Here is an 18,500-nt window from a genome sequence, read left to right on the forward strand (position 1 = left end):
CGGCCCGGCCGGCGCGGCTGGCCGGGCCGGTTCCCTAGAGTCTCGTCACGCGCACGGCGGTGACCTTGAAGCCCGGGATCTTGCCGAAGGCGTCGATCGCCGAGCCGGTCAGCTTGTTGGCCGCCGCCTCCCAGTAGGCGAAGGGCAGGAACAGCTGGCCCTCGCGCACCGCCGGCGTCACCTCGGCCACCGCCTCGATCGCACCGTGCTGCGACTCGACGCGGATGGCGTCACCGTCGGACACCTCCAGCGTTGCTGCGTCGGCCGGGTGGATGCTGACCCGCGGCACCGGCGCCAGCGCCTCCAGCACCTCGGCGCGGCGCGTCATCGCGCCGGTGTGCCAGTGCTCGAGCACGCGGCCGGTGGAGATCACCAGCGGGTAGTCGCGGCTGGGCTGCTCGGGGCCGGGCGTGAAGCGTGCCGGCACGATGGTCGCGCGGCCATCGGCGGTGGGGAAATGGTCGGTGAACACCACCGCCTGGCCCGGCGCGTCCTCGCGCTCGGCGGGCGTCACGACCGCCTCCTCGCGCAGCAGGCGTGCCCAGGGCACGCCGGCCAGCGGCTCCATCACCGCGCGCATCTCCTCGTAGACACGCGCCACCGGCGCCTCGGCGGCGTGCTGGCCATCGCCGTCCTCGGCGCGCCAGTAGTCCCAGGGCAGGCCCATGCGCCGGGCGATCTGCTCGATCGCCCACAGGTCCTGGCGCGCCTGGCCCGGCGGTGCCAGCGCCGGCCGGCCGATCTGGATCAGCCGGTCGGTGTTGGTGACGGTGCCCCACTTCTCGGCCCAGGCCGAGGCAGGCAGCACCACGTCGGCCAGGATCGCCGTTTCGGTCGGGAAGATGTCCTGCACGACCAGGTGTTCGAGCGTCGCCAGCGCGGCGCGTGCATGGTCGAGGTCCGGGTCGCTCATCGCCGGGTTCTCGCCCTCGACGAACATGCCGCGGATCCTGCCCGCGGCGGCGGCATGCATGATCTCGACGACGGTCAGCCCGGCCTCGCCACCCAGGCCCGTGCCCCACAGCTGCTCGAACTTCGCGCGCACGTCCTCGCGCACGACACGCTGGTAGTTCGGGTACATCATCGGGATCAGGCCCGCGTCGCTCGCCCCTTGCACGTTGTTCTGGCCGCGCAGCGGGTGCAGCCCGGTGCCGGGCCGGCCGATCTGGCCGGTGGCCAGTGCCAGCGCGATCAGGCAACGCGCGTTGTCGGTCCCGTGCACATGCTGGCTCACGCCCATGCCCCACAGGATCATCGAGGCCTTCGAGGTGGCATACGCACGCGCCACCTCCCGGATCGTCTCGGCCGGAATGCCGCAGATCTCGGCCATGCGCTCCGGCGTGGCCTCGGCCACGCTGGCCTTCAGCGCGTCGTAGCCGTTGACGCGCTGGGCCACGAAGGCCTCGTCGACCAGCCCTTCGGCGACGATCACGTGCAGCATGCCGGTCAGCAGCGCCACGTCAGTGTCGGGCCGGAACGCGAGGTGCCAGGTGGCGAAGCGTGTCATCGGCGTGGCGCGCGGGTCGGCGACGACGAAGCGCGCACCGCGCTTGACCGCGTTCTTGATCCAGCTCGCCGCCACCGGGTGGTTGGCGGCCGGGTTGGCGCCGATCAGGAAGATCAGGTCGGCCTGCGCCACGTCCTCCACCGGGTTCGACACCGCACCCGAGCCGATGCCCTCGAGCAGCGCCGCCACCGACGAGGCATGGCACAGCCGCGTGCAGTGGTCGACGTTGTTGGTGCGAAAGCCCGTGCGCACCAGCTTCTGGAAGAGATAGGCCTCCTCGTTGCTGCCCTTGGCCGAGCCGAAGCCGGCCAGTGGGCTCTGCGCGCCGTCGGGCGCGCTGTCGCGGATGCTCGCCAGTCCGCCGGCGGCCCGCTCGAGTGCCTCGTCCCAGCTCGCCTCGCGGAACAGCGCCGAGAGCGGCAGCTCGCCGCGCTTGACCTGCTCGATGTGCGCCGGGTCCTTGGCGACGCCGTCGCGCCGGATCAGCGGCACCGTCAGACGCTCGCCGTCGCGCACGTAGTCGAAGCCGAAGCGGCCCTTGACGCACAGCCGGCCGTGGTTGGCCGGGCCGTCGCGGCCGGTGACGTAGCGGATGGCCTCCTCGCCGCGCTCGTTGCGCCCGACATGCCAGGTGAGCTGGCAGCCGACGCCGCAGTACGGGCAGACCGAATCCACCGCGCGATCGATCTTCGCCAGGCCGGCGCCCTGGGCCGGCATCAGCGCACCGGTCGGGCAGGCCTGGACGCATTCGCCGCAGGCCACGCAGGTGGAGTCGAACACCGGGTCGTCCTGGTCGAACACGATCTTCGCGTGCGCGCCGCGGTGCGCCAGGCCGAGCACGTCGTTGACCTGGATGTCGCGGCAGGCACGGATGCAGCGGGTGCACTGGATGCAGGCGTCGAGGTTGACGGCGAAGGCCGGGTGCGAGGTGTCGGACGCCACCGCCTCGCGCTGCGGCAGCCGGCCGCGCGGGGCCTGCAGCTTGTCGGCCCAGAACAGCAGCTTGGACTGCGTGGTCAGCTCGGCACTGGCGGCGCCCGCGTCGCTGACCAGCAGCTCGAGCACCATCTTCTGCGCCGCGACGGCACGCGCGCTGGTGCTCTCCACCTTCATGCCCGGCGTCGGCGCGCGGCAGCACGAGGGCGCGAGCGTGCGTTCGCCGGCGATCTCGACGACGCAGGCGCGGCAGTTGCCCACCGGCTCGAGCCCGCGGCTCGCGCACAGGTGCGGGATCGGCATGCGCGAGCGCTTGGCCGCGTCGAGGATGGTCTCGCCCGGCGTCGCCGCGATGGTCTTGCCGTTGAGCGTGAACTCGATGAACTCGACCGGCTTGTTCATGCGCCCTCCAGCTCGTGCGGGAAGTAGCGGACCACGCAGTCCACCGGGTTGGGGGCGGCCTGGCCGAGGCCGCAGATCGAGGCGTCGCGCATCACCTGCGAGAGCTCGGCCAGCAGCGCCACGTCCCAGGTGTCGCGCTCGATCAGCTCGCGCACCTTGGCCGTGCCGCTGCGGCAGGGCGTGCACTGGCCGCAGGATTCGTCCTCGAAGAAGCGCATCAGGTTGCGTGCCGCGTCGACCGCGCGGTCGACGTGGTTCGCGCTCCTGGTCAGCACCACCACCGCGGCCGAGCCGATGAAGCAGCCGTGCGGCTGCAGGGTGTCGAAGTCCAGCGGAACATCGGCCAGCGCGGCAGGCAGGATGCCACCCGAGGCGCCGCCGGGCAGGTAGCCGTAGAGCTCGTGGCCCGCGGGCAGGCCGCCGCAATACTCGTCGACCAGCTCGCGCAGCGTGATGCCGGCCGGCGCCAGCTTGACGCCCGGCTCGCGAACGCGGCCCGAGACCGAGAACGAGCGCAGGCCCTTGCGGCCGTGCCGCCCCTGCGCGGCGAACCACTGCGGGCCGCGCTCGAGGATGTCGCGCACCCAGTACAGCGTCTCGAAGTTGTGCTCCAGCGTCGGCCGCCCGAACAGGCCGACCTGCGCCACGTAGGGTGGGCGCAGGCGCGGCATGCCGCGCTTGCCCTCGATCGACTCGATCATCGCGGACTCCTCGCCGCAGATGTAGGCCCCGGCGCCGCGGCGCAGCTCGATCGCGGGCAGCTCGGGCACCGGCGGGTCGGCCTGCAGCGCGGCCAGCTCGCGCTCGAGCAGGGCACGGCAGCCGTGGTACTCGTCGCGCAGGTAGACGTAGATCTTCGCGATGCCCACGGCCCAGGCCGCGATCAGCATGCCCTCGAGGAAGCGGTGCGGGTCGCGCTCGAGGTAGTGGCGGTCCTTGAAGGTGCCGGGCTCGCCCTCGTCGATATTCACCGCCATCAGGCGCGGCGCCGCCTCGGTGCGGACGATGCGCCACTTGCGGCCGGACGGGAAGCCCGCGCCGCCCAGGCCGCGCAGGCCGGAGTCCTCCATCGCCTTGAGCACCGACTCGACGTCGCGCGTGCCGATCTGGCAGGCCCGCAGCAGCGCGTAGCCGCCCTGGGCGCGGTAGGCGTCGAAGTCGATCGCCGCCGGCAACTCGTCGCGCGTGCGCTGGCTCGCCACCGCCGACTGCACGTCGAGCGCACGCGCCTGCGCGACCGGCCGCTGGTGCACCACCGCCACCGGGGCCTGCTCGCAGCGCCCGACGCAGGGCGCCTCCAGCACGCGAACGTCGGCGCCGAGCAGCGCGGGCAGCCTGGCCAGCAACTCGCGCGCGCCGGCCAGCTCGCATGACAGGCTGGCGCAGACCCGCACCGTCAGCCGCGGTGGCGCGTCGTAGCCGCCGGCCGCGTTCTCGCGCACCACATCGAAGTGGTGGTAGAAGCTCGCGACCTCGAACACCTCCACCTGGGCCAGACGATGCAGCTGCGCCAGCGCCGCCAGGTGATCTGCACGCAGCTGCCCGTGGCGATCGTTCAGCGCGTGCAGGTGCTCGATCAGCAGGTCACGCCGCAGCGGCAGCGCGCCGAGGCAGTCGCGCACCTCGCGCAACGTGGCGTCGTCGACCTTGCGGCCGCTGCGCTGGGCGCGCTGGCGGCGCGGCAGCCGGTCGCTGACCGCCTGCAGGGGGATCACGGTGGTGCTCATCGGCCGAGGGTAAGCAGGCGCACGCGGCACAATATGCAAGTGGATTCATATTAGGCCCGGGTCAACCCTTGCACATCCGTCTTCACCCGCACTGGGAGATCGGCGCCGAGGACGGCCCCTACCTGCCCACGGCCGACCTGCTGCAGCTGCTGGCGGCGCTGCAGGACAGCGGCACGCTGGCGCAGGCCGCGCGCAGTCTGGGTTGGTCGTACCGGCATTGCTGGGGGCTGGTGAAGCGGGCCGAGGCGGAGTTCGGCGCCCCGCTGATCACCGCCGGGCGCGGCCGCGGTTCGGCGCTGACCGAGCTGGCACGCCGACTGATCTGGGCCGACCGGCGCATCGCTGCGCGGCTGGCGCCGCTGCTGGAGTCGCTCGCCTCGGAAGTGGGCCACGAGCTCGACCGCGAACGCGCCCCCGCGCGGCGGGCGGTGCGCATCGACGCGAGCCACGGCTTCGCGGTGGCTCGATTGATGGAGCAGCTCCAGGCCGCACGCATCCCCGTCGAGCTGCGCTATCGCAACAGCCTGGAGTCGGTGGCCGCGCTGGCGCGCGGCGATTGCGACCTGGCGGGTTTCCACGTGCCGATCGGCGAGTTCGAGCCGCGTGCGCTGAAGCGCTACCTGCGCTGGCTGCGGGCCGACCAGCATGTGCTCGTGCACCTGGCGGTACGCACCCAGGGCCTGTTCGTGCCGGCCGACAACCCGAAGGGCATCCGCGGCATCGCCGACCTGGTGCGGCCTGACGTGCGCTTCGTGAACCGGCCCGAGGGCTCGGGCACGCGGCTGCTCACCGAGTTGCTGCTCGGGCGTGCCGGCATCGCCGCCGAGCGTGTGCGCGGTTTCGACGACACCGAGATGACCCACGCCGCGGTCGCCGCCTACATCGCCAGCGGCATGGCCGACGCGGGCCTGGGCGTTCAGACCGCGGCGCAGCGCTTCGGCCTGCACTTCATCCCGCTGCTGCGCGAGCGCTACTTCTTTGCGCTGGCGGACAACGGGCTGGCTCAGCCGCCGGTGCAGCGACTGCTGGCGCTGCTGGCCAGTCCGTCCTGCCGCGTGGCGATCGCCTCGCTGGCGGGTTATCACGCCGCGGAGACCGGGCGCGTGCAACGGCTCGACGAGGCGTTCGACGCGCTGCCGCCCGGCTGAGCCGGGTCAGGCGCCGGCCTGGCGCCGCAGGTCGTGCTCGAGCATCAGGCTGTCGGCCAGGAACTTGGGCGCCCAGTTGAGCAGCTGGTAACGCCCGTAGTCGCCGTCAATCGGGAACGAGCCCTTCACGCCACCGCGCAGGTCTGCCGGGCCGTCGAGATGCACCGTGCGGCGCAGGTAGGCATTGGCACGCGTCGCGGCGTCGAAGTAGCGCCTGTCACCGAGCAGTTCGAACAGCAGCATCCAGCAGATCGCGACCTGGGCCACGCCGGTCAGGCAGACCCAGGGCACGGCCGACTTCCAGCCCGGCAGCAGGCGGCCGGGCAAGGCCCCGTCGGGCGTGACGCTGCGCATCAGGCCCTCCGCGATGCGCCGGGCCGCGTCCAGCAGGCGATCCTCGGGCCGGTAGCGGTGGGCCTCGAGCACCCCGCGCAAGGCGTAGCCGATCGTGTGCGTCAGCGGACGGCTCGGGTCGTCGAGGCAGCACTTGGGCAGCCAGCCGTCCTTCGCCTGCGAGCTCAAGGCCCAGTAGACGTTGCGCAGGCCGGCCTCCCCGTAGCCGCGCGCCGGTTCCACACGGGCCGCCTCGAACAGGCCCCAGGCCACATGCGTCTCGTATTCCTTCTCGCCGGCGGCTGCGAACGGTGTCGGGTGGCGACGCCAGCAGCCGTCCGCGTCCTGGGTCTCGACCAACCAGTCGGCGGCCTTGCGCATCGGCGCGCCGTAGCCGCCGAAGCTCGTTTCGGCCGCCACCAGCCCGAGCAGGATCTGGCCGGTGTTGAAGGTCACCGGCACGACCGGCTTGGAGTCGATGCGCCCGCCCTGGAAGCCGCCGCCCGGCAGCTGGATGGACACCAGCCAGTCGGTCATGCGGCGGGCGCGTTCGCGCAGTTCGTCACGGCCGAGCCAGGCGGCGCCGGCTATGAACGTGGGCACGATGTACCCGGTGGTCTCCGGGTACGAGGTCTCCCAGCCGCGCAGCAGGTCGTAGCTGCGCGCAACGCCGCCGTCGGCGCTCGGGGAGCAGTCCTGTGCGCGGCTCAGCCAGTCGAACAGCGCGGGCAGGACGGCCGCCGTGCCAGGATCGTGCGTCGGCAATCCTTCACGGTCGCGGCGGCTCTCCGCGCGTGCGATGTTCGGCAGCGACATCCACTCGCGTGCTCGCCGCAAAATCACTTTCATGATCAGGGATTCTAGGTGCGGGACTTCGGCGCAGCGCTCCCCCGATACGGTGGCGTTGGCGAGGCACGAACAATGACGAGTAGTCCGCTCGGACCGTGGCGCGCGTTCAAGCGCGCGCTCAAGCCCCGCCTGCTGGCGCTGCACGGCGCCTACGTGCGCCGGTTCCGCGCCTTCGGCGATGCCGAACTGCTGCAGGCGCTGCGCGACCTCGGCATCCGCGCGGGCGACAGCGTGATGCTGCACAGCGGCTTCGGCGGTCCGCACGGTTACCGCGGCACGATCGAGCAGCTGACCGACGTCTTCCTCGCTGCCGTCGGGCCCGCCGGCCACCTGCTGATGGTGTCGCTGCCCTACCGCAGTTCCTCGCTGCAGTACCTGCAGCAAGGGCGGCGCTTCGACGTGCGCCGCACGCCGTCGATGATGGGCCTGGTCTCCGAGTACTTCCGGCGCCGGCCCGGCGTGCTGCGCAGCCTGCATCCGACGCATCCGGTGCTCGCGCTCGGCCCGCAGGCGCAGCACATCGTGGCCGGCCACGAGGACTGCCTTCACCCCTGCGGACCGGGCACGCCGTTCGAGCGCCTGGTCGAGCGCGATGGCGTCGTGGCGTTCTTCGACGTGCCCTTCGCAACATTTACGTTCTTTCACCACCTGGAGCACCTGGTCCACGAGCACCTGCCCTTCCCGCTCTACACCGACGAGCCCTTCGTCGTGCCGGTGGTGGACCAGGAGGGCCGGACGCGCACGGTCACGACCCACGTGTTCGCGCCCGAGGCGATCCGGCGCCGGCGCTTCGAACATCTCGAGCAGGCGCTGCGGCAGCGTGGCCTGATCCGCGGGCGGCGCGTCGGCAACACCGTGGTCGAGGCGGTCCGGGTGCGGGAGGTCGTCGCCTGCGTCGAGCAGATGCGGCGAGCCGGCCATTTCTTCTACGACCTCACGGAGACGCCGCACCACCAACATGAGGGACAGGCGGGCCGGTAATCCTGCTCGTCATGGGGGGCCGAGGCCGAAAACCATCGGCTATCCTCGACCGCGCCGTTCCGAGCCACGCCCACTGCCTATGTCACCCGACGCATCATTCCTCGCCTTCGACGGCCGCTGGGTCGTGGTGACCGGCGCGTCCTCGGGCCTGGGCCGTGCGATCGCGGTCGAACTCTCGCGCCATGGCGCGGGTGTCGTGCTGGTGGGCCGCGATGCCGCGCGCCTGGCAGACACCGCCGCGCTGCTGGGCGGCGCACCGCACCGCACGCTGGCGCTCGACCTGACCAGCCTCGAGGCGATCGCTCCGGCCATCGCCGCGCTGAAGAACGAACTCGGCCCGCTGTACGGCCTGTGCCACGCCGCCGGCATCGTGCAGACGCGCCCGCTCGCCAGCAACACCGTCGAACTGATGCGCGTGCAGTTCGACATCAACGTCTATGCGGGCCTGGAACTGGCCCGTGCCGTGTGCCGCCGCGACGTGATGACGCCCGAGGGCGGCAGCCTGCTGTTCCTCTCGTCGGTCTACGGCCGGGTCGGCATGCCGGGGCAGACCGGCTACTGCGCCACCAAGGGCGCGGTGGCGGCCGCGGTGCGTGCGCTGGCCATCGAGCTGGCGCGGCGCAACGTGCGCGTCAACTGCATCTCGCCCGGCCTCGTGCACACCGAGATGACGAAGCAGTCGTTCGCCCGGCTCGCGCCGGAGCACGTGCGCAAGCTCGAGGAAGCGCACCCCCTCGGGCCCGGGCAGCCGGAGGACGTCGCGCGCGCCGCGACCTTCCTGCTCGCGCCCGGCACCCGCTGGATCACCGGCGCCGACCTGGCAGTCGACGGCGGCTTCACCGCCCAGTAGTCACCTTTATCGCAGGGAGGGGCCGCAACGGCCGGACCATGGAAACGCAGGACGCATTGCAGTGGATCGCCGAGGTCTTCGAAGAGAGCCCCGGCCGCATCAACGAGGGCACGCTGCGCCAGGACATCCCGGGCTGGGATTCGCTGGGCACGCTGTCGCTCATCGCCGGGCTGGACGAGCGCTTCGACATCCAGTTGTCCGAGCAGGACATCGAGGCGCTGAAGAGCGTGTCCGACCTGCTCGACCTGCTGCGCCGGCACGGCGCGCTGGTGGCCGCCTGACGTGCGCTTCATCCTCGTCGACCGCATCGAGTCGCTGCAGCCCGGGGTGAGCGTCGTCGCCGCGCGGCGCGTGCCGCCGGACGAGGAGTACTTCCAGGACCACTTTCCCGGCTTCCCGGTGGTGCCCGGCGTGCTGCTCACCGAGATGATGGGCCAGGCCGCCGCCAAGGCGCTGGACGGTGAACGCCGCCCGCGCGGCAAGGCGATGCTCGCCAAGATCCTCTCGGCCAGCTTCCGCCAGTGGGTGCGCCCGAACGACGAGGTCATGCTGTACGCCCAGATCACCGCCAGCACCGAGCGCTATGCCAATGCCGAGTGCCGCGCCGAGGTGGGCGGCAAGCCGGTGGCCCAGTGCAGCCTGTTCTTCACCTTCGTGCCGCCGGGCACCCTCGCGGGCGACTTCCGCGATCCGGTGCTCGATGCCTACCTCGCGAGCCACCCGACATGACCGCCTCGCCCTTCGGACTGCAGCAGCAGTGCGTGCTCGTCACCGGCGGCACGCGCGGCATCGGCCGTGCCATCGCGCTGCAGTTCGCGCGCGCGGGCGCGCAGGTGGTGGCCAACTACGCACGCAACGACGAGGCCGCGCAGGCGCTGCAGGCGGCCGCGGCCGCCGAACGACTGGCGCTCGAGGTGCTGCGTGCCGACCTGACGCTGCCCAAGGGGCTGGAAGCCGTGCAGCAGCGCATGGCCGCCTGCGGCGACGCGCTGCCGGCCATCGTGCACTGCGCCGCCACCGGCGTGCACAAGCCCTTCGCCGAGCTCACCGCGCGCCACCTCGACTTCACGCTGGCGCTGAACACACGCGCCTTCTTCGAGCTGGTGCGCACGCTGCTGCCGGTGCTGCGCCCCGGCTCGGCAGTGGTCGCGGTGTCCTCGGCCGGCGCACAGCGTGCCGTGCCGGCCTACACGACGGTGGGCACCTCCAAGGGCGCGCTCGAGGCACTGGCGCGGCACCTTGCCGTGGAACTGGCGCCGCAAGGCATCCGCGTGAACATCCTGTCGCCCGGCAGCGTGCTGACCGACGCCTGGGACGCCTTCCCCGACAAGGAACAGCGCCTCGCCGACGCGCTGCGGCGCTCGCCGCGTGGCCGGCTGGTCGCGCCGGAGGAGGTGGCGCTGGCGGCGCAGTTCCTGTGCAGCCCGGCCTCGGCGGCGCTGGTCGGCCACACGCTGGTGGTCGACGGCGGCACGCGCATCCTCGAATGACCCGCCGAAGGAGCCGAGCATGAGCCAACACCGCATCGACGGCCTGCGCATCGCCGGCATCGCCACCTGCGTGCCGGCACGCGCCGAGAACAACCTCGACCCGGCCCTCGGCTTCGATCCGGACGAGGTGCGCAAGGTCGTGCAGATGGCCGGCGTGCGCGAGCGGCGCGTCGTCGAAGCCGGCGTGACCGCCGCGGACCTGTGTTTCGAAGCGGCCGAGGATCTGCTCGAGCGGCTCGGCTGGGAACGCGACTCCGTCAGCGGGCTGATCTTCGTGACCCAGTCGCCGGACTACTTCCTGCCCTCCACCGCCTGCATGCTGCACCAGTGGCTCGGCCTCCCCGACGACTGCGCGGCCTTCGACATGGGGCTCGGGTGCTCCGGCTATCCCTATGGCCTGTACCTGGCGGCGGCGATGCTCAAGGGCGGCGGCCACCGGCGCATCCTGATGCTGCACGGCGAGACACCGAGCCGCTTCGTCGCGCCCGACGACCAGGCCACGCGGCTGCTGTTCAGCGACGCCGGCTCGGCCACCGCCCTGGAACTCGCCGACGCTGGCCGCGCGAACTTCTGCCTTCACACCGACGGCACTGGGCACGCCGGGCTGATCATCCGCGGCGGCGCCTTCCGCGATCGCAGCCCGGCCGACCCGCGCGAGCTGTTCCTGCGCATGGACGGCGCCGGCATCTTCAACTTCACGATCAAGCGCGTGCCGCCGCTGGTGCGCGATGCGCTCGGACTCTCCGGCCTCAGCGTCGAACAGGTGGACCAGTTCGTGTTCCACCAGTCCAACCGGTTCATCATGAAGCACCTGATGAAGAAGTGCGGCCTGCCCGACGCGAAGGTGCCGATGACGATCGAGGACAACGGCAACTGCGGCGGCCCCTCGGTCGCCGTGACGCTCACGCGCAGCCTGCCGGCGCAGCGCGAGCGCACGCAGACGCTGATGCTGCTGGGCTACGGTGTCGGCCTGTCCTGGGGGGCCGCGGTGGTCGAGCTCGACCCGCAGGCCGCCCTGCTGCACCGCGACTACGCCGGCACGCCGGCGCGCCGCGGCGCGGCCTGAGCGCATGTGCGGCATCGCCGGGCTGTGGAGCCCGCCCGGGGTCGCGCCGCCGCGTTCGGACGAGGTCGCGGCGATGGTCGCCGCGCTGCATCACCGCGGGCCCGACGGCCAGGGCGTGCACGTCGACGGCCCGGTGGCGCTGGGCCATGCCCGGCTGGCGATCATCGACCCGGCCGGCGGCGCGCAGCCGCTGGCCAACGAGGACGAACGCATCTGGGTCAGCTTCAACGGCGAGATCTTCAACTACCGCGAGCTGCGTGAGGAACTGTTGCAGCGCGGCCACCGCTTCCGCACCGCCTCCGACACGGAGGTGCTGGTGCATCTGTACGAGGAGCTGGGCGACGCGTTCGTCGCGCGGCTCAACGGCCAGTTCGCCTTTGCGCTGTGGGACGGCCGCCGGCAACGCCTGCTGCTGGCGCGCGACCGCATCGGCATCCGGCCGCTGTTCCACGCCGACGCCGGCGGGCGCTTCGCGTTCGCCTCCGAGGCCAAGGCGCTGTTCACCCTGCCGGCGCTGCCACGGCGGCTGAGCGCGGACGCACTGGCCGCCACATTCAGCTACTGGTCGCCGATCGCACCGCAAAGTGTCTTCGAGGGCCTCCATGCGCTGCCGCCGGGGCACCTGCTGGTGGTGGATCCCGGCGGGCGTCGCATGCAGCGCTACTGGGACTGGACCTTCCCCGGCACGCCGCCGCGCGCCAGCGACGAAGCGCTCGCCGAGGAGCTCCACGCGCTGATGGTCGATGCGGTGCGGCTGCAGCTGCGCGCCGACGTGCCGGTGGGTGCCTACCTGTCCGGCGGCCTGGATTCGTCGATCATCACCACGCTGATCGCGCGCCACACCGACACGCCGCTGCGCAGCTTCTCGCTCACCTTCGCCGACCGCGAGTTCGACGAGAGCGAACACCAGCGCGCGCTGGTCGAGCACCTGCGCACGCAGCATTCGTCGATGCAGGCCACGCGCGCCGCGATCGCCGCCGGCTTCGCCCGGCTGGTGTGGCACGCCGAGGCGCCGGTGGTGCGCACGGCTCCGGTGCCGATGATGCTGCTGGCCGACGCGGTGCGCGCTGCCGGCTACAAGGTGGTGCTGACCGGCGAAGGCGCCGACGAGGCCTTCGGCGGCTACGACCTGTTCAAGGAGGCGGCACTGCGCCGCTTCGTTGCCCGTGCGCCGGGCTCGCGCTGGCGCCCGGCGCTGCTGCAGCGGCTCTACCCGTACCTCGCCGCCTCGCCGGTGGCGGCCCGCTCGCTGACGCAGGCCTACTTCGGCAGCGGGCTGGACGGCGTGGACCGACCTGGCTTCGCGCATGCGATGCGGCTGGCCACCACGCGCCGCGTGTTCCCCTTCTTCCGCGCGGAGTGGCGCGAGCGGCTGCAGGCCTGGGATCCCGATGGCGCGCTCGAGTCCCTGCTGCCGCCGGGCTTCGGCGCCTGGGCACCGCTCGAGCGTGACCAGTATGTCGAGGCGCAGACGCTGCTGCCGGGTTACCTGCTCGCCGCGCAGGGCGACCGCGCGACGATGGCCGCGTCGATCGAGGCACGCTTTCCCTTCCTCGACCACCGCGTTCTCGAGTTCGCGGCGCGGCTGCCGCCGCGCCTGAAGCTGCGCGGACTGCACGAGAAGGTGCTGCTCAAGCGCGCCTTCGCGCACGAGCTGCCGCAGGGCATCGTCGCACGCAGCAAGCAGCCCTACCGCGCGCCCGACAGCGCCTGCTTCTTCGACGACGGGGCGCCGCTGCCCTGGGTGGCCGAGCTGCTGGCGCCGGCGTCGCTCGACGCGGCCGGGCTGTTCGATCCGGTTGCCGTCGCCAAGCTGCAGGCCAAGTGTGCCGCCGGGCGGGCGATCGGCTTCGGCGACAACATGGCCTTCGTCGGCATCCTGTCGACCATGCTGCTGCAGCGCCAGTTCATCGCCGGCGAAGGCGCGCCGGCCGCGGCCTGAGCATGCTGCTGCAGCACGCCTTCGAGCACAGCGCGGCACGCCTGCCGGGCAAGGTGGCGCTGGTGGCCGGCACGCGGCGCCTGAGCTATGCCGAGCTGCAGGCACAGGTGCACGGCCTGGCCGGCGCATTGGTCGAGGCCGGCGTCGCGCCCGGCGACCGCGTGCTGGTGATGCTGGAGAACACGCCCGAGTTCGCGGTTGCCGTGCATGCCGTGCTGGCGGCCGGGGCGGTGTTCGTGCCGATCAGCGCGCTGGCCAAGACCGACAAGCTCGCCTTCATCGCCAACGACACCCACGCCACGGCGCTCGTGACCGAGCCGGCGCTGGCACCCGCCTGGCGAACCGCGCTGGCCCGGATACCGACGCTGCGCCGCGTGCTGGTCGCCGGCGAGACCGGCGCCGACCCGCGCGAGCGGGGCTGGCCGGCTGCGGCGCCGCGCGGACCAGCGGTCGCACGCGAGCCGCAGGACCTGGCTGCGCTGATCTACACCTCCGGCACCACCGGGCGCCCGAAGGGCGTGATGCTCAGCCACCACAACATGACCAGCGCCTGGGCCATGGTGCAGGCCTACCTCGGTCTGCGCGAGGACGACGTGATCGGCCTCGCGCTGCCGCCGGCCTTCAGCTACGGCCTGTACAACCTGCTGATGGGCCTCGGGCTGGGCGCGACGGTGGTGCAGGAGCACCAGGCGGCCTTCCCGGTCAAGCTGGCCGAGACGCTGGTGCGCGAACGCGTCACGGTGTTCCCCGGCGTGCCGACGCTCTATGCCGCGCTGCTCGACCTGCTGCCGAAGTTCGACCTGTCGGCACTGCGCCTGCTGACCAACGCCGCCGCCGCGCTGCCCGAGCCACACCTGCAGCGCCTGCGCGCGGCGCTGCCGCAGGCGCGGCTGCTCTCGATGTACGGCCTGACCGAATGCAAGCGCGCCAGTTACCTGGAGCCGGATCAGCTCGAACGGCGGCCCGGCAGCGTGGGCCGCGGCATCCCGGGGCAGGAGCACTGGCTGATCGACGAGCAGGGGCAGCGCCTGCCGCACGGCAGCACCGGGCAGCTGGTGATCCGCGGCCCGCACGTGATGCTGGGCTACTGGGAGCGCCCCGAGGAGACGGCCGAGCGGCTGCGCCCCGGCACCGCGCCGGGCGAACGCCTGCTCTACACCGGCGACCTGTTCCGCAGCGACGCCGAAGGCTATCTCTACTACGTCGCGCGGCTGGACGACATCATCAAGACGCGCGGCGAGAAGGTCGCGCCGCGCGAGGTCGAGAACGTGATCTACCAGCTCGACGGCGTGACCGGCTGCGCGGTGGTCGGCGTGCCCGACGAGGCGCTCGGCCAGGCGGTCAGGGCCTACGTGACCCTGCGCCCCGGCTGCACGCTGACCGAGCGCGAGCTCATCCGCCACTGCCTGGCGCGGCTGGAAAGCTACATGGCCCCGAAGTCGGTGGCCTTCGTGGACGAACTGCCGCGCACGGACTCGGGCAAGATCCGGCACGCCAGCCTGCGCTGACATTCCTTTCCCTTCCAGACTGCTGAACATGAGCGACATCAAGGCCGAAGTCCGGCGCTACATCGAGGACAACTTCATCATGGGCGCGACCGGCGTCGCGCTCGCCGACGCCGACAGCTTCCTCGAGCACCACGTGCTCGATTCGACCGGCTTCCTCGAGCTGATCGGCCACCTGGAGGAAAGCTACGGCATCAAGGTGCTCGACGACGAGATGGTCCCGGAGAACCTGGACAGCCTCGAGAGCATCGCGGCCTACGTCGATCGCAAGCGCAGCGCATGAGCAGCCCCCTGCCCCTGGGACCGCAGGTCCTGCAGTACGACGAGCTCGCCGAGGCCGACCGCATCGGCCGCTGGATGGTCGACACGCTGGCGCGCCGGCTGCACCGCCGCGGCCTGGTGGTGGCGATCTCCGGCGGCATCGACAGCTCGGTGTGTGCCGCGCTGGCTGTGCGCGCACTCGGCCCGAACAAGGTGTTCGGCCTGCTGCTGCCCGAGCGCGACTCGAGCGACTTCAGCACCCGGCGCGGCCAGGTGCTGGCCGAGCACCTGGGCATCGCGCACGAGCTGTTCGACATCGCCCCGGCGCTCGAGGGGCTGGGCTGCTATCGCCAGCGCGACGCGGCGATCCGGCGCGTCTTCCCGGCCTACAGCGAGGGGTGGAGGAACAAGATCGTGATCGCCGGCGGCACCCAGCGCGGCATCAACTACTTCAAGCTCGTCGTCGCCGAGCCCGGCGGCACGCAGCACGAGGAGCGCCTGCCGCTGAAGGAGTACCTGCAGATCGTCGCGGCGACGAACTTCAAGCAGCGCGTGCGCAAGACCATGGACTACTTCCACGCCGACCGGCTGAACTACGCGGTGGTCGGCACGCCGAACCGGCTCGAGTACGACCAGGGCTTCTTCGTCAAGGTGGGCGACGGCGCGGCCGACCTCAAGCCCATCGCGCACCTGTACAAGACCCAGGTCTACGCGATGGCGCGTGCGCTCGGCCTGCCGGCCGACATCTGCAACGCCACGCCGACCACCGACACCTACACGCTGCCGCAGGGGCAGGACGAGTTCTACTTCGCGCTGCCCTATGCGCAGATGGACCTGGCGCTGTGGGCGCTGAACCATGGCGTGGGCGCGGCCGAACTCGGGGCGGCGCTCGGCATGGACGCGACAGCCGCACAGCGCGTCTACGACGACATCGCGGCCAAGCGGCGCGCGGCGGCGTACCTGCACGCAGGGGCGGAGACGGTTCCAGAGTACTGATCTCCGTGTCGCCCCCTGCGGAACCGCGAGTAGCGTGCAGTTTCCTCGATCTGCCCCCCAGGCTTGAGGGTCCCCAGCGAATACGGCGCGGGGTCAGAAATGACATCATTCGTCCCGTCGCATAGAACGATACCGAACCAGGAAGGCAGCACGTGACAGCATCGACGGACAACCCCCCCGAAGGAGCACTGGCGCACGGCCCGCGCAGCTTCAGTTGCCGCTTCTGCAGCGCCCGCCTGACGACCACCTTCGTCGACCTCGGCTCCTCGCCGCTGTGCCAGACCCACATCGCGCCCGACCAACTCGACGCGATGGAGCCCTTCTACCCGCTGCACGCCTACGTCTGCGGCGAGTGCAAGCTGGTGCAGCTGCAGCAGTTCGTCTCGCCCGACAGCATCTTCTCGGAGTACGCCTACTTCTCGTCCTACTCGACCAGCTGGGTCGAGCACGCGAAGCGCTACGCCCACATGATGATCCAGCGCTTCGGCCTGGGCGGCGGCAGCAAGGTGATGGAGATCGCCAGCAACGACGGCTACTTGCTGCAGCACTTCGTCGCGGCCAGCGTGCCGGTGCTGGGCATCGAGCCGGCCGCGAACGTCGCCAAGGTGGCCGTCGAGAAGGGCGTGCCGACCACGGTGCGCTTCTTCGGCCGCGAGACGGCCGCCGCCGTGGCCGCGGAGCATGGCCGGCCCGACGTTCTGCTGGGCAACAACGTGCTCGCCCACGTGCCGGACCTGAACGACTTCGTCGCCGGCATGAAGATCCTGCTGGCCCCGAGCGGCGTGATCACGATGGAGTTCCCGCACCTGCAGCGCCTGATGGCGGAGAACCAGTTCGACACCGTCTACCACGAGCACTTCAGCTACTTCTCGTTCGTGGCGGTCGAGAAGGTGTTCGCGCACCATGGCATCACCTTGTTCGACGTCGAGGAGCTGCCAACGCACGGCGGCTCGCTGCGCATCTACGGCAGGCACACGGAGAACGCCGCGCTGCCGGTGGGCGAGCGGGTCACCGCACTGCGCCAGCGCGAGATCGGCGACGGCTTCCTGACCATGGAGCGCTACCGCGGCTTCGATGAGCAGGTCAAGCGCACCAAGCGCAGGCTGCTCACCTTCCTGATCGAGGCCCGCGAGCAGGGCAAGACGGTGGCCGGCTACGGCGCACCGGGCAAGGGCAACACCCTGCTCAACTACTGCGGTATCCGCACCGACTTGCTCGATTTCACCACCGATGCCAACCCGTACAAGCAGGGCAAGTACACGCCGGGCACGCGCATCCCCATCATGCCGCCCGAGCACCTGAAGGTGGCCAGGCCCGACTACGTGCTGATCCTGCCCTGGAACCTCAAGGACGAGATCACGCGCCAAGCCGCCTACATCGCCGAATGGGGCGGACGCTTCGTCGTGCCGATCCCCGAAGTGCGCGTGCTCTGATCCACCCCATTCACCGGACCACCAGGCAATCCCATGAAGATTCTGATCACCGGGACCGAGGGCTACATCGGCGCGCGCCTCGCGCCCTGGCTGAAGGCCGCCGGCCATGAGGTGCGCGGCCTCGACACAGGCTTCTACCGCGACGGCTGTCTCTACCTCGACCCGATCGGCCTGCCTGACTGTCCGGAGACGGTCTACAAGGACCTGCGCACCGTGACGCCGGCCGATTTCGCCGGCTTCGACGCGGTGATCCACCTGGCCGAACTCTCGAACGACCCGCTCGGCCAGAACCGGCCGGAGATCACCTTCAAGATCAACCACGAAGGCTCGCTGCGCATCGCCAGGGCGGCCAAGGAAGCCGGCGTGCGCCGCTTCGTCTACGCGTCCTCGTGCAGCGTCTACGGCCTGGGCACCGGCGAGTTCCTCGACGAGACCTCGGCAGTGAACCCGCAGACGGCCTATGCGCAGTGCAAGGTCTACGTGGAGCGCGACGTCGCACCGCTGGCGGACGATCGCTTCTCCGTCACCTTCCTGCGCAACGCCACGGTGTATGGCCCCTCGCCGCGCATGCGCTTCGACATCGTGCTGAACGACCTCTCGGCGCTCGCCTGGATCAAGCAGAAGATCGCGATGGTCAGCGACGGCAGCCCGTGGCGCCCCATCGTGCACATCGAGGACGTCTGCGAGGCGATGCGCTGTGCCGCCGAGGCGCCGGCCGATGCCATCAACGGCCAGGTGTTCAACGTTGGTGCCACGCCGGAGAACTACCGCATCCGGGAGATTGCCGCGCTGGTGTCCAACGCCGTCCCGGGCTGCGAGGTGAGCGCCGGGCCGCCGAGCCAGGACAACCGCAGCTACCGCGTCTCGTTCGATAAGATCGCCGCGAAATTGCCCGGCTTCAAGGCGAAGTGGACGGCGCAGGAGGGCGCGCACGAACTGCGCCGCCTGTTCGAGCGCATCGAATTCGACCAGGCCACCTACGAGTTCCGCGCCTTCACACGGCTCAAACAGCTGAAGTACCTGCAGCGCACGAAGCAAATCGACGACGACCTGTTCTGGAGCGCGCGTTGAAGG

General features: G+C 71.3%; 16 protein-coding genes. 13 read left to right on the forward strand and 3 right to left on the reverse strand.

What is annotated here, in order from left to right; translation table 11 throughout:
* Positions 1–34 precede the first annotated feature (34 nt).
* Both fdhF and D9C15_RS05340 read right to left on the reverse strand, forming a co-directional pair.
* The gene (fdhF, locus tag D9C15_RS05335) at positions 35–2,845 is read right to left on the reverse strand and encodes a formate dehydrogenase subunit alpha (RefSeq protein ID WP_127996403.1); all 2,811 of its coding nucleotides are present in this window, start codon (positions 2,843–2,845) and stop codon (positions 35–37) included.
* A complete protein-coding gene (locus tag D9C15_RS05340) occupies positions 2,842–4,572 on the reverse strand; it encodes an NADH-ubiquinone oxidoreductase-F iron-sulfur binding region domain-containing protein (RefSeq protein ID WP_127996404.1) in 1,731 nt (576 codons plus the stop codon). The genes fdhF and D9C15_RS05340 overlap by 4 nt, the downstream gene beginning before the upstream one ends.
* A 68-nt stretch (positions 4,573–4,640) precedes the next feature.
* On the opposite strand from D9C15_RS05340, the gene D9C15_RS05345 reads away from it, so the two are divergent.
* Positions 4,641–5,720 (forward strand): substrate-binding domain-containing protein, encoded by a 1,080-nt coding sequence (locus D9C15_RS05345; protein WP_127996405.1) that lies wholly within the window; start codon positions 4,641–4,643, stop codon positions 5,718–5,720.
* Between the two features lie 6 nt (positions 5,721–5,726).
* Here D9C15_RS05345 and D9C15_RS05350 read toward each other — a convergent pair whose 3' ends face one another.
* The gene (locus D9C15_RS05350) at positions 5,727–6,902 is read right to left on the reverse strand and encodes a prenyltransferase/squalene oxidase repeat-containing protein (RefSeq protein ID WP_127996406.1); all 1,176 of its coding nucleotides are present in this window, start codon (positions 6,900–6,902) and stop codon (positions 5,727–5,729) included.
* Positions 6,903–6,974: 72 nt separating this feature from the next.
* Here D9C15_RS05350 and D9C15_RS05355 point away from each other — a divergent pair, with 72 nt between their 5' ends.
* The 12 genes from D9C15_RS05355 (at position 6,975) to D9C15_RS05410 (ending at position 18,497) form a co-directional block, all read left to right on the forward strand.
* Complete coding sequence (locus D9C15_RS05355; RefSeq protein WP_127996407.1) at positions 6,975–7,883, forward strand: AAC(3) family N-acetyltransferase; 909 nt, start codon at positions 6,975–6,977, stop codon at positions 7,881–7,883.
* A gap of 79 nt (positions 7,884–7,962) precedes the next feature.
* Positions 7,963–8,733: an SDR family NAD(P)-dependent oxidoreductase gene (locus D9C15_RS05360; protein WP_164886652.1), complete on the forward strand. Its 771-nt coding sequence runs from the start codon at positions 7,963–7,965 to the stop codon at positions 8,731–8,733.
* Between the two features lie 38 nt (positions 8,734–8,771).
* Positions 8,772–9,014 (forward strand): acyl carrier protein, encoded by a 243-nt coding sequence (locus tag D9C15_RS05365; protein WP_127996409.1) that lies wholly within the window; start codon positions 8,772–8,774, stop codon positions 9,012–9,014.
* 1 nt (position 9,015) lies between these two features.
* Complete coding sequence (locus D9C15_RS05370) at positions 9,016–9,462, forward strand: 3-hydroxyacyl-ACP dehydratase FabZ family protein (protein ID WP_127996410.1); 447 nt, start codon at positions 9,016–9,018, stop codon at positions 9,460–9,462.
* Entirely contained in the window at positions 9,459–10,223 is a 765-nt protein-coding gene (locus D9C15_RS05375; RefSeq protein WP_127996411.1) for an SDR family oxidoreductase, read from the forward strand. The genes D9C15_RS05370 and D9C15_RS05375 overlap by 4 nt, the downstream gene beginning before the upstream one ends.
* A 19-nt stretch (positions 10,224–10,242) precedes the next feature.
* On the forward strand, positions 10,243–11,289 hold the full coding sequence (locus D9C15_RS05380; RefSeq protein ID WP_127996412.1) for a 3-oxoacyl-ACP synthase III family protein: 1,047 nt from the start codon (positions 10,243–10,245) through the stop codon (positions 11,287–11,289).
* Positions 11,290–11,293: 4 nt separating this feature from the next.
* Positions 11,294–13,231 (forward strand): asparagine synthase (glutamine-hydrolyzing), encoded by a 1,938-nt coding sequence (asnB, locus tag D9C15_RS05385; RefSeq protein ID WP_127996413.1) that lies wholly within the window; start codon positions 11,294–11,296, stop codon positions 13,229–13,231.
* A 2-nt stretch (positions 13,232–13,233) separates the two neighbouring features.
* Complete coding sequence (locus D9C15_RS05390) at positions 13,234–14,739, forward strand: class I adenylate-forming enzyme family protein (RefSeq protein ID WP_127996414.1); 1,506 nt, start codon at positions 13,234–13,236, stop codon at positions 14,737–14,739.
* A 28-nt stretch (positions 14,740–14,767) separates the two neighbouring features.
* A complete protein-coding gene (locus tag D9C15_RS05395; protein ID WP_127996415.1) occupies positions 14,768–15,019 on the forward strand; it encodes an acyl carrier protein in 252 nt (83 codons plus the stop codon).
* The gene (nadE, locus tag D9C15_RS05400; RefSeq protein ID WP_127996416.1) at positions 15,016–15,993 is read left to right on the forward strand and encodes an NAD(+) synthase; all 978 of its coding nucleotides are present in this window, start codon (positions 15,016–15,018) and stop codon (positions 15,991–15,993) included. The genes D9C15_RS05395 and nadE overlap by 4 nt, the downstream gene beginning before the upstream one ends.
* 152 nt (positions 15,994–16,145) lie before the next feature.
* Entirely contained in the window at positions 16,146–17,426 is a 1,281-nt protein-coding gene (locus D9C15_RS05405; protein ID WP_240668296.1) for a class I SAM-dependent methyltransferase, read from the forward strand.
* Positions 17,427–17,459: 33 nt separating this feature from the next.
* Positions 17,460–18,497, forward strand: a complete 1,038-nt coding sequence (locus D9C15_RS05410) for an NAD-dependent epimerase/dehydratase family protein (RefSeq protein ID WP_127996417.1) — start codon at positions 17,460–17,462, stop codon at positions 18,495–18,497.
* The last annotated feature ends 3 nt before the right edge of the window (positions 18,498–18,500 follow it).

This window comes from Piscinibacter defluvii (genome assembly GCF_004011805.1).
Taxonomy (GTDB): domain Bacteria; phylum Pseudomonadota; class Gammaproteobacteria; order Burkholderiales; family Burkholderiaceae_C; genus Piscinibacter; species Piscinibacter defluvii.